This window comes from Thioclava sediminum, assembly GCF_002020355.1.
Taxonomy (GTDB): Bacteria; Pseudomonadota; Alphaproteobacteria; order Rhodobacterales; family Rhodobacteraceae; genus Thioclava; species Thioclava sediminum.
Window position 1 is genome coordinate 1088843 of the sequence record NZ_MPZV01000001.1, and the last position, 14768, is coordinate 1103610.

Here is a 14768-nt window from a genome sequence, read left to right on the forward strand (position 1 = left end):
CGCTTTCCTCCAATTCCTTTCGGGCAAGCCCGAGTCAATGACCCAGAAATGCACCTAGCGGCAGCGTTTTCATAGGCCATACGTGCATGGGCGCTAAAAACATCGCGGGGACCGTGGCGATCATACCTCCACGTATTTGCGCCACGGATGCGCTTCCTTGAAGCCCAGAACCTCGCGCGCCTTGCGGTTCGAAATCGGCGCCTCGTCGGCGCCCATCTCGCGGGTGATCGGCGTGTTCGGGCAATATTTTTTCAAGAACTCGGTGGTCGGCATATCGGCGGTGATCGTGTCGTTGACCGCGTTGAACACCTGATAGCCCAGCCCGTCCTTCTCGATGCACAGATGCACGATCTCACCCAGATCGCGGGCGTCGATATAGCTCCAGGCGTTGCGCTTGCGGCTCATCGGGTCCTTAAGGAAGCCTTTGAACATGCCGTATTCATCCGGCTCGATCACGTTACCGATGCGCAGCGCATAGATATCCGCGCCGTAGCGGGCGGCGAAAGCGCGGGCGGTCTTTTCGTTGCAGACCTTGGAGAGGCCGTAGCTGTCCATCGGATCGCTGTCGTAATCTTCCTCGAGCGGGAAGGAGTGGAAATCCTTGTCGCCCTCGGCGAAGCACACGCCGTAGGTCGTCTCGGACGAAGCGATGATCACCTTGCGCACGCCGAGCTTCATTGCCGCCTCGAGCACATTGTAGGTGCTCATGACATTGGCCTGATAGGTCACGTTGTCGGGCTCGATCAGCACGCGCGGGATCGCGGCGAAATGCACGATCGCATCGGGCGGCGACGGCGGCGCGCCTTTCTCGAACCCGCCGAAATCGTGGTGGGTGGTGAGCGCGTTGAACACGGCGCCGCTGTCGGTCACATCGGTGATCAGCGTGTTGACGCCGGGCAGGTCGAGCGGCTTGAGGTCGACGTTGAGCACATCGTAGCCCTTGCTTAGCAGATGCGGCACCGCATGACGCCCAGCCTTGCCGGTTCCGCCTGTAAATACTACGCGCTTGGTCATTTCAGTCTCCGTTTCGTTCATTCACATTTGGTTCGACGGGACGGCCTCAGCCGGTCGCCGCCAGCATCACGCTCTCCTGCGTGGCGTTCTCTCGGGTCAGTTCACCGCTGATCTTCCCCTCCTTCAGCACGATCACACGGTCGCTGATCGCAAGGATCTCCGGCAGGTCCGAAGAGACCACGATGATCGACATGCCCTCCTCGGCCATCTTGCCCAGCAACGTGTGGACCTCGGCCTTCGCGCCAATGTCGATCCCGCGCGTCGGTTCGTCGACGATCAGGATCTGCGGGCGGCGCGCAGCCCATTTCGCCAAGACGACCTTCTGCTGGTTGCCGCCCGACAGGTTGAGCACCTTCTGCTCGGGCGACGGTGTCTTGATGCCCAGCGCGCGGATGTAATCCGCACAGGCCGCGGTTTCCTTGCGACGGTTCACGAAGTCGAGGCTGCAATAGTCACTCAGATGCGTCAGCGAGAAATTCTCGCGCACCGACATGCCGAGAACAAGCCCGCGCGACTGCCGATCCTCGGTCACAAATCCGAGCCCATGCTCGATCGCGTCCGAGGGAGAGGAAATCCGCGTCGGTTTGCCATTGATCGAAATCTCGCCGCTATGGGGGCGGCTGCCGAAGATCATCTCCATCACTTCGGTCCGCCCGGCGCCGACCAGACCGAAGAAGCCCAGCACCTCGCCGCGACGCAGGTCGAAATCGACGTCGCGCACGAAGACGCCTTCGTCCTTCACGCGCTTCTCGGTGAGATTGCGGACCGACATCAGAACCTCGTCGGTCGCGTGGGAGATGTGATGGCCGAACAGCTGGTCGAGTTCGCGATCCACCATCAGGCGCACCAGCAGGTCGCTCGTCATCTCGGACACGGGCCGGGTATCCACGGTGCGCCCGTCGCGCAGCACGGTGACGCGGTCGGCGATCTCGAAGATTTCCTCGAGCTTGTGCGAGATGAAGACGATGCCGACACCCTGCGCGGCCAGCTTGCGCGACATGCGCAACAGCGTCGATGCCTCGTGGTGGCTGAGCGACGCGGTCGGCTCGTCCATGATGATGAGTTTGGAATTGTAGGAGATGGCGCGGGCGATCTCGATCAGCTGTCTCTGGCCGATCGAAAGCGTGCCGACCATCGCTTCGGGATCGATTTCCACGCCAAGCTCGTGCAGCACCGCGCGGGTGTCCGCATTCATCTTGGCGCGGTCGATCAGGCCCGTGGGCAATAGCGGCTCGCGCGCGAGAAAGACGTTCTCGGCGACGGTGAGATTATTCACCACCGCGAGTTCCTGGTAGATGATCGAGATGCCGAGCGACCGGGCATGGACCGGGTTCTTGATGACGACGGGTTCGCCCTCGACCCGGATCTCGCCGCCCGGATCCGCGCGCAGCACGCCGGTCATGATCTTCATCAGGGTGCTCTTGCCGGCGCCGTTCTCGCCCGCCAGCACATGCACCTCTCCGGAATTGAGATGCAGGTCGACGTGGTCCAGCGCCTTCACCCCGGGAAAGGTCTTGGAAATGCCGATCATTTCGAGAAACGGTTTCATCGCGGCCTCTGGCTGAAGAATGTCGGGCGGGGCCGCGTTTGGCCCCGCCCAGGTCTTGTCGGAGATTACTTGGTGTAGCTGTCGAGGTTGTCGGCAGTCACAACGGTCACACCGGTGTCGATGTTCTGCGGGTCGGTCTCTTCACCCTTGATCTGGGCCACGAGATGCTCGACCGCCAGCTTGCCCATCGTGATCGGGCGCTGCACCATGATGCCGTCGATGAAGCCTTCCTTCACGCCTTTGATCGTGTCGGGCAGATCGTCGAAGGCAAAGACCTTCAGCTGGCCTTTCTTATCCGCGAATTCCTGCTGTGCGAGAACCTTCGCCACGGCCGGGCCACCGACCTGGCTGATGCCGAAGATGCCCGAGAGGTTCGGGTTGGCGCGCAGGAGCGCCTCGGTCACCGACACGGCGCGGGCGAGGTCATCCTCGGTGCCTTCGGTCGCGACCAGCTTGATGTCGGGATAGTCCGCCAGCGCTTCCTTCACGCCGTCGATCCGCTCGTTCAGGTTCGAGGCGCCGAGCTGACCGGTGACGATCGCCACTTCACCCTTGCCGCCGAGCGCTTCCGCCATGGATTTGCCCATGGTCACGCCAGCCTGCTTGTTGATCGTGCCGATATACATGCTGCGCGAGCTGTTGGCGCTGTCACTGTCGAAGGTGACGACCTTGATGCCCGCATCGGTGGCCTGCTTGATGATCCCTTCGACCGATTTCGGCTCGTTGACCGAGATCCCGATCCCGTCGACATGGCGCGCCATCAGGTCCTCGATGATCTTGACCTGCGTCGAACCCTGCGTGTTCGCGGGCACAACCCACTGATACTTCACGCCCAGTTCATTGGCCGCTTCCGCGCCACCGGTGTTGCAGTCGTCGAAGAACGGAACGGCCACTTTCGGCACGAGCGCCACGGTGATGTCCTGAGCATAGGACGCTGCGGTCCCCATACCGGTTGCCAGGGCCAGAACCGCAGCGGCGGCTTTCATTGCAATACGCATCTTGTCTCCTCCTCCGGACCCAACCAACCGCGGCGGGCCCCTGTTGTTGATGCAGTTTCGGTTTCACGCCCCGCACCGGGGCATTCTTCGTCCGGATCTCGCGCCGCTCTCTCCTCTTCGAGACGCGGTCCGGCTTCTTGATCTTGTTCCTTCCCGGACGGCGCGGCTCAGCCGCGCCCGCCCATCCGATTGCGCAGCACGTCGAGGCTGACCGCGATCAGGATCACGCCGCCGGTAATGGCCTGCTGGGCATAGGTGTTGATGTTGAGCAGCACGACGCCGTTGGCGATCTCACCGATCAGGGCAGCCCCGATGACCGCACCGAGCACCGAGCCGATACCGCCCGCGAGGCTCGCCCCGCCGATTGCGGCCGCGGCGATCACTTCAAGTTCCGAGCCAAAGCCGGACGCCGGTTCCGCCGAAAGATAACGCGAGAAGGCGATGACGCCGGCCAGCGCGGAAATCGTCGAAGACAGGACGTAGACCGCGAGCTTGACGCGCTGAACCTTCACCCCGCTCAGACGCGCCGCGTTCTCGTTGCCGCCCGTGGCGTAGACGTGCCGACCGAAGCGGGTCCGGGTCATGATGACCGTGAAGATGAGCGTCAGCACGAGCAGGATGACCACCGGCACCGGCACCGGGCCGACATAGCCCTGCCCCAGAAAGCTGAAGCTCTCGGGCGTCTCCGGGGTCAGCGGCACGCCGTGGGTGATCATGTACATAAGGCCGCGACCGATGCTCAGCGTGCCGAGCGTGGCGATGAACGGCGGCAGGCCGATCGCAGTGATCAGCAGCCCGTTGGTCAGCCCGAAGGCAAGCCCGACACCGAGCCCCGCAGCCACCGCCGCATATTGCGAATAGCCCGCGTCGAAACAGAGCGCCGTGATCAGACCGGCAAGCCCCATCGCGGAGCCAACCGACAGGTCGATCCCGCCCGTGATGATGACCATCACCATGCCGATGCTCATGATCGCCGTCAGCGAGAATGCCCGCGACACGCCCATCAGGTTCGACACGGTCAGGAAATACGGTGTGAACAGGCTGATCAGCAGCCCCATCAGGATCAACGCGATCAGAACGTTGAATTCACGCATGTGACGCAGTTGAAGCAATTGATGCAGGACTCGCATGGATTTCCTTTCCGATGGCGTGACCGAATTTTCCGACAGTGCCAAAACGCCCCTCCCTTCTCCGCATCCCCGACGTTCCACTCGCTCATCCCGGAACCGATCTCGTCGGTGAGGGGCTGGCGGGTCGAACGGGGATACGCCCGAAAATGCTAGCGCTGCCATTTCTCCGGTGACAGCGCTGTCATATTGCGAACTGCAAAGACGACTTGTCAATCAGCAAATAACAAAAACTTGTCTCAGGACAGGTGTCGGAACGACGCGCCCTCCCCGGCGGAACGTAGTTCCGAGCCCCGCCAAAGCGTTTCAAACAAGGGTCTTGAGACATTCCGGCTTGTCATCGAGCCGGGTCCGTGGTGATACTCGCAAAACATGACAGCGCTGTCATAGCCACCGGGGCGAGAGCACCCCGACCGCAACAAAGGAGCCCGCCGATGACCGACGAAAGCTACGAATCACCCCGCCCCCTGGCGATGATCCACACCGTCGCCGGGCTGATCCCGGAACTCGAAGGTCTGGCGCAGGAGCACCTGCCCGACTGGAAAGTGTTCAACATGCTCGACGAGAGCCTTCTGCGCCTCACGATCCGCGAGGGATCGGTCAGCCCGATGACGGCGCGACGCCTGACGGGCATGATCTGGTCGGCGGTCGATGCGGGGGCCGAAGCCGTGCTCGTGACCTGCTCCAGCCTCGGCGGCGCAGTCGAACGTATCGCACCGCTCTGCCCCGTCCCGCTCATCCGTATCGACGAGGGAATGGCGCAGGAGGCCGTCGCAAAAGGCCGCCGCATCGGCGTGCTCGCAACCCTGCAATCGACCCTGACACCCACCGTCGAGCTGGTCGAACGCGTCAGCCGCGAGGCCGGGGCGGACAGCACCATCACGAGCGAGGTCGTCGAGGGCGCCTTCGAGACGCTGCAATCGGGCGACCGGGAAGGACATGACGCGCGGGTGGCCGAAGGCATCGCCCGGCTCGCCCGCGAAAACGACGTGGTGGTTCTGGCACAGGCCTCGATGGCACGCGCGCTCGAACGGCTCGAACCGAGCGAGGATGACCCGCCGGTTCTGACCAGCCCGACGCTGGGCATCGCCCATGCCGCAAGACGTCTGGCGCGCTGATCGCGCCTGAGGAAACGATACTCAAGAGGAGGAGATATCCATGAAATACAGAACCCTAGGACGATCGGGGCTCAAGGTCTCGGTGCTCACGATGGGCACGTTCACCTTCGGCGGTGCAGGCGCTTTCAAGGCCGTCGGCGCCCAAGGCGTCAGCGAAGCGCGCAAGCTGGTCGACACCTGCATCGACGCCGGTATCAACCTTTACGACACCGCGAACATGTACTCGACCGGCCTCTCGGAAGAGATCCTTGGCGAAGTGCTCGACGGTCGGCGCGACGACGTGCTGATCTCCTCCAAGGCGCGGATGCGGATCGCCGACGGCCCCAACGACGAGGGTTTCTCGCGCTATCACCTGATCCGCGAATGCGAACGCTCGCTCAAGCGGCTGCGCACCGACCACATCGACATCTACCACATGCATGAATGGGACGGCGTGACCCCGATGGAGGAGATGGTCTCGGCGCTCGACACGCTCGTGCAACAGGGCAAGGTCCGCTACATCGCCTGCTCGAACTTCTCGGGCTGGCACATCATGAAGGCGCTCGGCGTCAGCGACCGGAGCCTGCGCGAGCGTTTCGTGGCCCAGCAGATCCACTACACGCTCGAGGCCCGCGAGGCAGAATACGAATTGCTCCCGATCTCGGTCGATCAGGGGCTGGGCGTGTTGGTCTGGAGCCCGCTCGCCGCCGGCCTCCTGTCGGGCAAGCATCGCCGCGGCAAGGACACTCCGGAAGGCTCGCGTCAGTTCGCAGGCTGGACCGAGCCGCCGATCCGCGACGAAGAGAAGCTGTGGAACATCGTCGACACGCTGGTCGAGATCGGCGACGCGCATGGGGTCTCTGCCGCGCAGGTCGCGCTGGCATGGCTGCTGACGCGTCCTGCAGTCAGCTCGCTCGTCATCGGCGGACGCAACGAACAGCAGTTCCGCGACAATTTCCGCGCCGTGGATCTGGAGCTGAGCGAGGACGAGCTGAAGCGCCTGCACGAGGTCAGCAAGCTGCCCGTGATCTACCCCTACTGGCACCAGCAGCAATTCGCCTCGGACCGGTTCAGCCCGGGCGACTGGGCGCTGCATCGCGATTACATCGAAAGCTGATCAGGGGCGCGCCTTCGTCTCAGGCGAAGGCGCGCATCCAGCCGAGGCCGCCCTCGGTCCGACCCGCCGGGCGATATTCGCAGCCCACGAACCCCTCATAGCCCAGCGCGTCCAGCTCACGCAGGATGCGCGTATCGTCGAGCTCGCCGGTTCCGGGCTCATGCCGATCCGGTACCGCAGCGATCTGCACATGCCCGATGATCGGCGCCATCTCCCGCAGCCCCATCAGCACGTCACCGTGCAGGATCTGGCGGTGATAGATGTCGAATTGCAGCTTGAGATTGGGCAGCCCCAACGCCGCGATCAGATCGGCGGCGAAGCTGAAATCATCCAGAAAATAGCCCGGCATGTCGCGTGTGTTGATCGGCTCGATCACCACGTCGCGCCCCTGCGCCCCGGCCGCCTCGCAGACCCGCCGCAGCGAGTCGCGGTAGGCGCTCAACGCCGCCGCGTCTTTGCGTGAAGCCAGCCCGCTCATCACATGGACCCGCCCTACCCCGGTCGCCTCTGCGTAGCGCAGCGCGGTATCGATCGAGGCCCGGAATTCCTCTCCGCGCTCCGGCAGAGCCGCCAGCCCGCGATCGCCTGCCTCCCAGTTGCCGGGCGGCAGATTGAAGAGCGCCTGCGTCAGCCCGTGCTCATGCAGCCGCTCCGCGATCGCCTCGGGCGGATGATCATAGGGAAAGAGATATTCGACCGCATCGAAGCCTGCCTTTTTCGCCGCAGCGAAGCGGTCGAGAAAATCGTGCTCGGTGAACATCATCGTCAGGTTGGCGGCAAATCTGGGCATCGTTCAGCCCTCACTTGCAGGCGTGGCGGACGGCAATTCGAGACCTGCGATATCTGCCAGCATCCGCGCCACCGAGGCGTCATCGTCGCGCCCCATCCCGGCGGCTGCCGTCATGACGAACATCTGCATCGCTGTGCTTGCAATCGGGGTCGGGAATTTCATGTCCCGCCCGATATCCGCCACGATCCCCAGGTCCTTGGTGAAGATATCCACCGCACTGCGCGGGCTGTAATCGCCCTCGAGCACATGCGGCACCCGGTTCTCGAACATCCAGGAATTGCCCGCCGAGGCGGTGATCACCTCGTAGACCTTCTCCAGATCCAGATCCATCGCCTTGGCGAAGGTGATCGCCTCGCAGGCCGCCGCGATATGCACCCCGGCCAGAAGCTGATTGACCACCTTGAAGGCCGCGCCCGTGCCCGCTTCCTCGCCCAGCTCGTAGACCTTGGCCGCGACGCTATCGAGCGCCGGACGGATGCGCGCAAAGGTAGCGGACGGCCCCGAGCCCATGATCGTCAATTCACCGCTGGCCGCACGCACGGCGCCCCCGCTGATCGGCGTGTCGAGATATTCCACGCCCACCTCGGCGCAGCGCTTGGCGAAGACGCGCGCCAGATCGGGCGCCATCGTGGCGCAGGACATCACGACGCCGCCTTTGGACATGGTCGCAACGGCGCCGCCCGGTCCGAAAAGCACCTGCCCTGTCTGATCGGCATTGACGACCACGGCGATCACCAGATCCGCATCTTGCGCACCCGTCGCAGGGTCGGCCGCAACCGCGCCGCCAAGTGCGGAGAAGCGCGCCATCGCCTCGGCATTCACATCGACGCCCGTCACCGCGAACCCGTCTCGCAGCAAGCTCTCGGCCATGCCGAAGCCCATCGATCCCAGACCGATGACACAGACCTTCGTCTCTTGGGGTGACTTCATGCGGAATACCTCTCAATCGCCGATTTCTAGTCTCACTCCGCCCCCTCCCAGCGTCCATCTTGCGCTTGCATTGCTGGAATGATAGCGTTGTCATTACATCGTTAGCCCGAGCCGCAACGGCTTGGCAAGGGCTATGTGAAATCGCCGTCCCGAGCCGTCGGGGCGATCGGCGATCTGTGGACCGAGGGAGGAATTTCCATGCTGATCGGAGCGGTCGCCGACGATATTACCGGCGCCACTGACCTGTGCCTGATGCTGTCACGCAGCGGGTTGAAGACGCGGCAGGTCATCGGCCTGCCGGGGCCGCAAATGGACCTGTCGGGCGCCGATGCGGTGGTGGTCGCGCTGAAGTCGCGCACCGTTCCGGCGGACGAAGCGGTCGAGATGTCGCTGCAGGCCGCGAAAGCCCTGCGCACAGCCGGGGCGCAGCGCCTGATGTTCAAGTATTGCTCGACCTTCGACTCCACCGACGAAGGCAATATCGGGCCCGTCACCGAAGCCCTTATGGAGTTCACCGGCGCGACCCTGACCATCGCCTGCCCCGCCTTCCCGGCGACCGGGCGCACGGTCTACAAGGGCCACCTCTTCGTAGGCGACCGCCTGCTGTCGGAAAGCCCCCTGAAAGATCACCCTCTCACCCCGATGCGCGACCCCGATCTGGTGCGGGTTCTGGGACGACAGACGGCGCTGAAAGTGGGCTCCATCGACGTCACGACGATCCGGCAGGGAGAGGCCGCGCTGCGCGAGGCGCTCGAGGTCGCACGTGCCGCAGGCACCCGCATCGTCGTCACCGACACGATCGACGAATCGGATCTGATGACGCTCGGCGCGGCCTGCGCGGAGATGCCGCTGATCACCGGCGGCTCGGGCATCGGTCTGGGTCTGGCCGCAGCACTTCGCGACCAGAGCGACGCGTACAGCGCCCCGGATCGGATGGCAGCCCCGGAGGGCCGCTGCGCGATCCTCGCGGGCTCCTGCTCGGTCGCGACCCGTGGCCAGATCGCGGCGGCGCAAGCGGCGGGCCTGCCGAGCCGCGCGCTCGACGTGGAAGCGCTGACCGAAGGCAGACAGAGCGCGGATGAGATCGCCGACTGGGCCATCGCGCAGCCCGCCGACAGCACGCCCCTGATCTATTCCAGCGCCGATCCCGCGCAGCTCAGCAAGATCCAGTCCCGTCTGGGCCGAGACGCCTCCGGCGCGCTGGTCGAAGACACGCTGGCGGCGGTCGCCGAACGCCTGCGCGACGCCGGGTTCACCCGGATGCTGATCGCGGGCGGCGAGACGTCGGGCGCGGTGACGACGGCGCTCGGCGTGCGCCTGCTCGACATCGGTCCCGAGATCGACCCCGGCGTGCCGTGGACGATGAGCCTGTCCGGCCCGCGCCTCGCGCTCGCGCTCAAATCGGGCAATTTCGGCGCCGAGGATTTCTTCCTCAAGGCGTGGGACCTGCTGGAGTCGGAGGTCGAACATGTCTGACGAAACGCGTCTGCGCGACCAGATCTGCACCATCGGGCGCTCGCTCTTCGATCGCGGCCTGACCGCAGGGTCTTCGGGCAATATCTCGGCGCGGCTGCCCGATGGCGGTTGGTTGATGACGCCCACCAACGCCTCGCTCGGCACGCTCGACCCGGCCCGGATATCGCTCTTCGACCGGGATGGAAATTTCGTCTCGGGCGACAAGCCGACCAAGGAATCCTTCCTGCATTTCGCGATGTATGACGAGCGTCAGGAGGCGGGCGCGGTGATCCACCTGCACTCGACCCATTCGACGGCCGTCTCGATCCTGCGCGATATCGACCCCGAGGACGTGCTGCCGCCGCTGACCGCCTATCACGTGATGCGCGTGGGCAAGCTGCCGCTTGTCCCCTACTACGCGCCGGGCGATCCCGAACTGGCCGAGGCCGTGCGCTCGCTGGCCAGCGCGCATCATTCGGTGCTGCTCGCCAATCACGGCCCCGTCGTCGCAGGCACCAGTCTGTCGAACGCGCAATACGCCGCCGAAGAGCTGGAGGAGACCTCCAAGCTGTTCCTCGCGCTGCAAGGGCACGCGATCCGCCCGCTCACCCAGTCGCAGGTCGCGGACCTGCGCAAGCGTTTCAATCTCTGACCCGAATTTCACGACCTACCGACCCAAGCGGAGTACCCAATGACTAAAACCCAGGAAACCATCGGCTTCATCGGCACCGGCCTGATGGGCCACGGCATGGCCAAGAACATCGTCGAGAAAGGCTATCCGCTGACCGTGATCGCCCACCGCAACCGCAAGCCGATCGAGGACCTGGTCTCGCGCGGGGCGACCGAGGCATCGTCCTACGAAGACCTCGCGTCACGCTCCTCAATCATCTTCCTGTGCCTCACCGGCGCGCCCGAGGCCGCCGAGGCGGTCGCGAAGCTGACCCCGGGCCTGAAAGAAGGCAGCGTGATCATTGATTGCTCGACCGGCGAACCGACCATGACGATGAAGCTCGCACAGGACATGGAGGCAATCGGCGTCGCCTATGCCGATGCACCGCTCAGCCGCACCCCGAAAGAGGCCTGGGAAGGTACGCTCGATTGCATGGTCGGCGCGGATGAAGAGCTGTTCGCACGCATCGAACCGGTCATCGACACCTGGGCGGGCAAGATCGTGCGCGTGGGCAGTCTGGGCGACGGCCACCGAATGAAGCTGCTCAACAACTTCATCTCTCTCGGCTATGCCGCGCTTTATTCCGAAGCCCTCGCGCTGTCGCGCAAGGTCGGCATTCCGGTCGAGCAGTTCGACAAGGTGATCCGGGGCGGCCGGATGGATTGCGGCTTCTACCAGACCTTCATGGGCTACGCGCTCGAGGGTAACCGCGAGGCGCACAAGTTCACGCTCGCCAATGCCTACAAGGACCTGCGCTACGTCGAGACGATGGCCAATGCCGTCACGGTCGCGACCCCGCTCGCCAGCACCGCCAAGAATGCCTTCGCGATGGCGATGGCAACCGGTGGCGACGGCTCTGAAGATTACGTGCCGCATCTCGCGGATTTCGTTGCACGCGCGAACGGGCTCGACTAAGCCCACGCACCTCCCGAAAGCGACGTCTCAGCCCGGCCAGAAATGGTCGGGCTGAGCATTTACCGGCTCCACCTGAGGCGGCCGTTTTGCGTGTTCGTGCATGGCCGGCCTCAGGTCCTTCGGGAGGATATTTTCGGGGCTGATGAGCGCCACCCCTCACTCGTCGGGGTGGAACAGATGCGTCCGGGCGGGGTCGAAAGCCAGATCGATCCGTTCGCCACGTTCGAATTGCTTGTCCTCGCTGAAGGCGGCGATCAGGCTCGTGCCATCCTCCATCGCCAGATCGACGACCGTTTCACTGCCCAGCCGTTCGACCAGAGACACCTGACCGTGCAGGACACCCTCATCGGGCGTACTGGGGGTGACGTATTGCGGGCGCAGGCCCAGCAGGGCGGTGTCGCCGGGGGCGAATTTGCGACCGCGCACGGGCACGACGATCGGGTCCATGGAGTGGCGCGCGACCTTGGCGTTTTCGCTATCGGCTTCCAGGACTTCGACCTCGAGGAAATTCATCGACGGCGCGCCGAGGAAGCCTGCGACGAAGCGGTTGGCTGGGTTGTGATAGAGCTCCATCGGCGAGCCCGACTGCATCACCAGCCCGTCGCGCAGCACCACGATCTTGTCGGCGAGCGTCATCGCCTCGACCTGATCGTGGGTGACGTAGATCATCGTCGCGCCCAGCTGCTTGTGGAGCTTGCCGATCTGCATGCGCATGTCCATCCGAAGCGCCGCATCGAGGTTCGAGAGCGGCTCGTCGAAGAGGAAGACCGAGGGGTTGCGGGTGATCGCGCGCCCGATCGCGACGCGCTGGCGCTGGCCGCCCGAGAGCTGGCTGGGGCGGCGGTCGAGCAGATGCTCCATCTGCAGGATCTCGGCGGCGCGCTGCACTTTCTCCGCCTTCTCGGCTTTCGACGCGCCCGAGATGGTGAGGCCGAAGGCCATGTTTTCGCGCACGCTCATATGCGGGAAGATCGCGTAGCTCTGGAACACCATCGCCACGCCGCGTTCGCGGGGCTGAACGTCATTGACGCGCTCGCCGTCGATCTCCAGCGTGCCGCCCGAGATGTCCTCGAGCCCTGCAATCATCCGCAGCAGCGTGGATTTCCCGCAGCCCGAGGGGCCTACGAAGACGCAGAACTCGCCATCGGCGATGTCGATATCGACTCCGCGGATGACCTCATGGGCGCCATAGCTCTTTCGCAGGCCGCGCAGCTTGATGTCTGCCATGTCATTTCCCTCCCTGCTCGGCATCCGCGTCGATGTGCAGATAACCCTCTGCGTCCACGAGAACGGGCTCCGGGTCGCGGATCTGGCCGACGAAATGGTCGTGGCCGTTGTCGTCGAACCCCATGATCACCAGCCCCTCGGCGGTCTCGAGGATGCGTGCGGCATAGCGCCGGCACGGGTTCGCGCCATCGAGGAAGCCGGGGGCGATCCGCCACGGCCCGCGCGGGTCGTCTGCGATCAGGTAGTGGTTGCCGGTCACCGGGGTCATGCCGGTTTCCGCGATCCGCGCGCGGCTCCAGTGCTCGGCGGCGGTGCAGAACAGGCAATACCAGCGCCCGTTCTCCTCGAAGACCTGCGGCACTTCGAGCTGACCGAACCCGCCGACGAAGACCGGCGGCTGGAGGTCCCAGTGGATCAGGTCGGGCGAGGTGGCGAAGCCGATGGCCCCGGCCGCGTTCGCCTCTTCGATGCCGGGGGCGCGGGCGGTGAAATACATCAGCCAGCCATCGCCTGCGGGGTCGCGCATCACCCAAGGGTCGCGCATCGCCCGGTCGTGCCAGTGACCGACCATGTGTTCGGCCTCGTACTGCGCGGCATTGGGGCCGGTCAGGTCGAGGCAGAGCCCGTCGCCCACGCGGTCCCAATTGTGCATGTCGTGCGAGGTCGCGTGACCGATGCGCTGATAGAGCCCGTCTTCGGACTGCCGACCGCCCGTGTAGAACAGGTGCCACAGCCCGTCATCGTCGCACAGCACCGACCCGGTCCAGGTGACCAGATCGTCCCAGGCCGGGGCCGGCGCCGGGGCGAGCGACGTTCCCAGATGCTGCCAGCTTATCAGGTCGTCCGAGACCGCGTGGCCCTGGCTCACGTTGAAGTGGCGCAGGTCCGGATCGCCGAGCGACTTGTCGGCCTTGAGGAACCAGGCATGCCAGCGTTCGCCATCATGGGCATACCAGCTGTCCCAGACCCATTGCTTATCGAGTGCGAGAACCATGTCGGATTATCCTTTCACGCCGGTAGAGGCGATGGAGGCGATGAACGCCTTTTGAAGCACGAGATAGAAGGCGAGAACTGGCACCGTGATCAGCGTCAGGTAAGCCATGATCTCCCCCCAAGCGGGGTTGAGTTGGAAGAAATACTGCAGGCCGACCATCACCGGGCGATACTGCTCTTGCTGGACCACGATCAGCGGCCAGAGATACTGGTTGTACATGATCAGGAATTTCAGGATCGCGGCGGTCGCGATGACAGGCCCCGAGAGCGGGATCACCACGCGGCGATAGATCTGGAACCAGCTTGCGCCCTCGACGCGGGCCGCTTCGATCAGCTCACCGGGCAGGCCTTTGAAATACTGCACGAAGAGGAAGATCGTCAGCCCGTCCGCGATCCACGGGATGATCTGCACGCGGTAGCTGTCGAGCCAGCCCCAACTGAGCCCGTCGAGCCCCAGCCACGGCAGTTTCGACACTTCCAGCAGAAGCGGGATCGCGATCGTCTCGAAGGGCACGATGAAGGTCGCGAGAATGATCGAGAGCATCACGTCGCGCCCGCGCCATTGCAGGAAGACGAAGGAGAACCCGGCGAGCGAACAGATCACCAGCGACAGTAGCACCGTCGTCCCGGTCACGAAGATCGAGTTGAAGACGAAGAGCCCGACCGGGGCGCGCTCGAAGGCGCCGGTGTAATTGTCGAGGCTGAGCTGGCCCACCGGCAGGAAGGCGCGCAGGCTCGACGTGTCGCGCAGCAGCTCGTCGCTGGGCTTGAAGCTGGACATCACCATGAACAGCAGCGGCAGGACGAAGATCAGCGCGATCAGGATCAGCACGAGATAGCGCACACCCAGCCGCAGATTGCGGTTATCGGAACCAATGACACTCAT

14 protein-coding genes are annotated in these 14768 nt (G+C 64.4%); 5 read left to right on the forward strand and 9 right to left on the reverse strand.

Features of this window, described 5'->3' with window-relative positions; all coding sequences use genetic code 11:
• Nucleotides 1-120: 120 nt before the first annotated feature.
• From BMI91_RS04780 to BMI91_RS04795, 4 genes are all read right to left on the reverse strand, one after another.
• Nucleotides 121-1014, reverse strand: a complete 894-nt coding sequence (locus BMI91_RS04780) for an NAD-dependent epimerase/dehydratase family protein (protein ID WP_078545721.1) — start codon at nt 1012-1014, stop codon at nt 121-123.
• Nucleotides 1015-1060: 46 nt separating this feature from the next.
• The gene (locus BMI91_RS04785) at nt 1061-2563 is read right to left on the reverse strand and encodes a sugar ABC transporter ATP-binding protein (protein WP_078604124.1); all 1503 of its coding nucleotides are present in this window, start codon (nt 2561-2563) and stop codon (nt 1061-1063) included.
• Between the two features lie 65 nt (nt 2564-2628).
• Complete coding sequence (locus BMI91_RS04790; protein ID WP_078519926.1) at nt 2629-3561, reverse strand: sugar-binding protein; 933 nt, start codon at nt 3559-3561, stop codon at nt 2629-2631.
• A gap of 167 nt (nt 3562-3728) precedes the next feature.
• Complete coding sequence (locus BMI91_RS04795) at nt 3729-4655, reverse strand: ABC transporter permease (RefSeq protein WP_208607944.1); 927 nt, start codon at nt 4653-4655, stop codon at nt 3729-3731.
• 467 nt (nt 4656-5122) lie between these two features.
• Here BMI91_RS04795 and BMI91_RS04800 point away from each other — a divergent pair, with 467 nt between their 5' ends.
• Nucleotides 5123-5806: an aspartate/glutamate racemase family protein gene (locus BMI91_RS04800; RefSeq protein ID WP_078604125.1), complete on the forward strand. Its 684-nt coding sequence runs from the start codon at nt 5123-5125 to the stop codon at nt 5804-5806.
• A 40-nt stretch (nt 5807-5846) separates the two neighbouring features.
• The gene (locus BMI91_RS04805; protein WP_078519928.1) at nt 5847-6902 is read left to right on the forward strand and encodes an aldo/keto reductase; all 1056 of its coding nucleotides are present in this window, start codon (nt 5847-5849) and stop codon (nt 6900-6902) included.
• A gap of 19 nt (nt 6903-6921) precedes the next feature.
• Here BMI91_RS04805 and otnI read toward each other — a convergent pair whose 3' ends face one another.
• Together otnI and ltnD are read right to left on the reverse strand one after the other, a co-directional pair.
• Nucleotides 6922-7692, reverse strand: coding sequence for a 2-oxo-tetronate isomerase (otnI, locus tag BMI91_RS04810; RefSeq protein ID WP_078604126.1), 771 nt, complete (start codon nt 7690-7692; stop codon nt 6922-6924).
• Between the two features lie 3 nt (nt 7693-7695).
• Nucleotides 7696-8622 carry an L-threonate dehydrogenase gene (gene ltnD / locus BMI91_RS04815; RefSeq protein ID WP_078604127.1) on the reverse strand — a complete coding sequence of 309 codons (927 nt, stop codon included), beginning with the start codon at nt 8620-8622 and terminating at the stop codon, nt 7696-7698.
• A 198-nt stretch (nt 8623-8820) separates the two neighbouring features.
• On the opposite strand from ltnD, the gene otnK reads away from it, so the two are divergent.
• From otnK to BMI91_RS04830, 3 genes are read left to right on the forward strand one after another with little or no spacing between them, the layout of a single operon-like run.
• Complete coding sequence (gene otnK, locus BMI91_RS04820; RefSeq protein ID WP_078604128.1) at nt 8821-10098, forward strand: 3-oxo-tetronate kinase; 1278 nt, start codon at nt 8821-8823, stop codon at nt 10096-10098.
• Nucleotides 10091-10729 (forward strand): 3-oxo-tetronate 4-phosphate decarboxylase, encoded by a 639-nt coding sequence (gene otnC / locus BMI91_RS04825; protein ID WP_078519932.1) that lies wholly within the window; start codon nt 10091-10093, stop codon nt 10727-10729. The genes otnK and otnC overlap by 8 nt, the downstream gene beginning before the upstream one ends.
• Nucleotides 10730-10768: 39 nt before the next feature.
• Entirely contained in the window at nt 10769-11662 is an 894-nt protein-coding gene (locus BMI91_RS04830; RefSeq protein ID WP_078604129.1) for an NAD(P)-dependent oxidoreductase, read from the forward strand.
• A gap of 156 nt (nt 11663-11818) precedes the next feature.
• Here the strand turns inward: BMI91_RS04830 and BMI91_RS04835 are convergent, their stop codons facing one another.
• From BMI91_RS04835 to BMI91_RS04845, 3 genes are read right to left on the reverse strand one after another with little or no spacing between them, the layout of a single operon-like run.
• A complete protein-coding gene (locus tag BMI91_RS04835; protein WP_078604130.1) occupies nt 11819-12889 on the reverse strand; it encodes an ABC transporter ATP-binding protein in 1071 nt (356 codons plus the stop codon).
• Between the two features lies 1 nt (nt 12890).
• A complete protein-coding gene (locus BMI91_RS04840; protein WP_078604131.1) occupies nt 12891-13883 on the reverse strand; it encodes a glycoside hydrolase family protein in 993 nt (330 codons plus the stop codon).
• Between the two features lie 6 nt (nt 13884-13889).
• The gene (locus tag BMI91_RS04845; protein ID WP_078519936.1) at nt 13890-14768 is read right to left on the reverse strand and encodes a carbohydrate ABC transporter permease; all 879 of its coding nucleotides are present in this window, start codon (nt 14766-14768) and stop codon (nt 13890-13892) included.

Excerpts from the sequence above, each read along its gene's own strand:
- BMI91_RS04780 (WP_078545721.1), bottom strand. The coding sequence starts at position 1,014 with ATGACCAAGCGCGTAGTATTTACAGGCGGAACCGGCAAGGCTGGGCGT.
- BMI91_RS04785 (WP_078604124.1), bottom strand. The coding sequence starts at position 2,563 with ATGAAACCGTTTCTCGAAATGATCGGCATTTCCAAGACCTTTCCCGGG.
- BMI91_RS04790 (WP_078519926.1), bottom strand. The coding sequence starts at position 3,561 with ATGCGTATTGCAATGAAAGCCGCCGCTGCGGTTCTGGCCCTGGCAACC.
- BMI91_RS04795 (WP_208607944.1), bottom strand. The coding sequence starts at position 4,655 with ATGCGTGAATTCAACGTTCTGATCGCGTTGATCCTGATGGGGCTGCTG.
- BMI91_RS04800 (WP_078604125.1), top strand. The coding sequence starts at position 5,123 with ATGACCGACGAAAGCTACGAATCACCCCGCCCCCTGGCGATGATCCAC.
- BMI91_RS04805 (WP_078519928.1), top strand. The coding sequence starts at position 5,847 with ATGAAATACAGAACCCTAGGACGATCGGGGCTCAAGGTCTCGGTGCTC.
- otnI (WP_078604126.1), bottom strand. The coding sequence starts at position 7,692 with ATGCCCAGATTTGCCGCCAACCTGACGATGATGTTCACCGAGCACGAT.
- ltnD (WP_078604127.1), bottom strand. The coding sequence starts at position 8,622 with ATGAAGTCACCCCAAGAGACGAAGGTCTGTGTCATCGGTCTGGGATCG.
- otnK (WP_078604128.1), top strand. The coding sequence starts at position 8,821 with ATGCTGATCGGAGCGGTCGCCGACGATATTACCGGCGCCACTGACCTG.
- otnC (WP_078519932.1), top strand. The coding sequence starts at position 10,091 with ATGTCTGACGAAACGCGTCTGCGCGACCAGATCTGCACCATCGGGCGC.
- BMI91_RS04830 (WP_078604129.1), top strand. The coding sequence starts at position 10,769 with ATGACTAAAACCCAGGAAACCATCGGCTTCATCGGCACCGGCCTGATG.
- BMI91_RS04835 (WP_078604130.1), bottom strand. The coding sequence starts at position 12,889 with ATGGCAGACATCAAGCTGCGCGGCCTGCGAAAGAGCTATGGCGCCCAT.
- BMI91_RS04840 (WP_078604131.1), bottom strand. The coding sequence starts at position 13,883 with ATGGTTCTCGCACTCGATAAGCAATGGGTCTGGGACAGCTGGTATGCC.
- BMI91_RS04845 (WP_078519936.1), bottom strand. The coding sequence starts at position 14,768 with ATGAGTGTCATTGGTTCCGATAACCGCAATCTGCGGCTGGGTGTGCGC.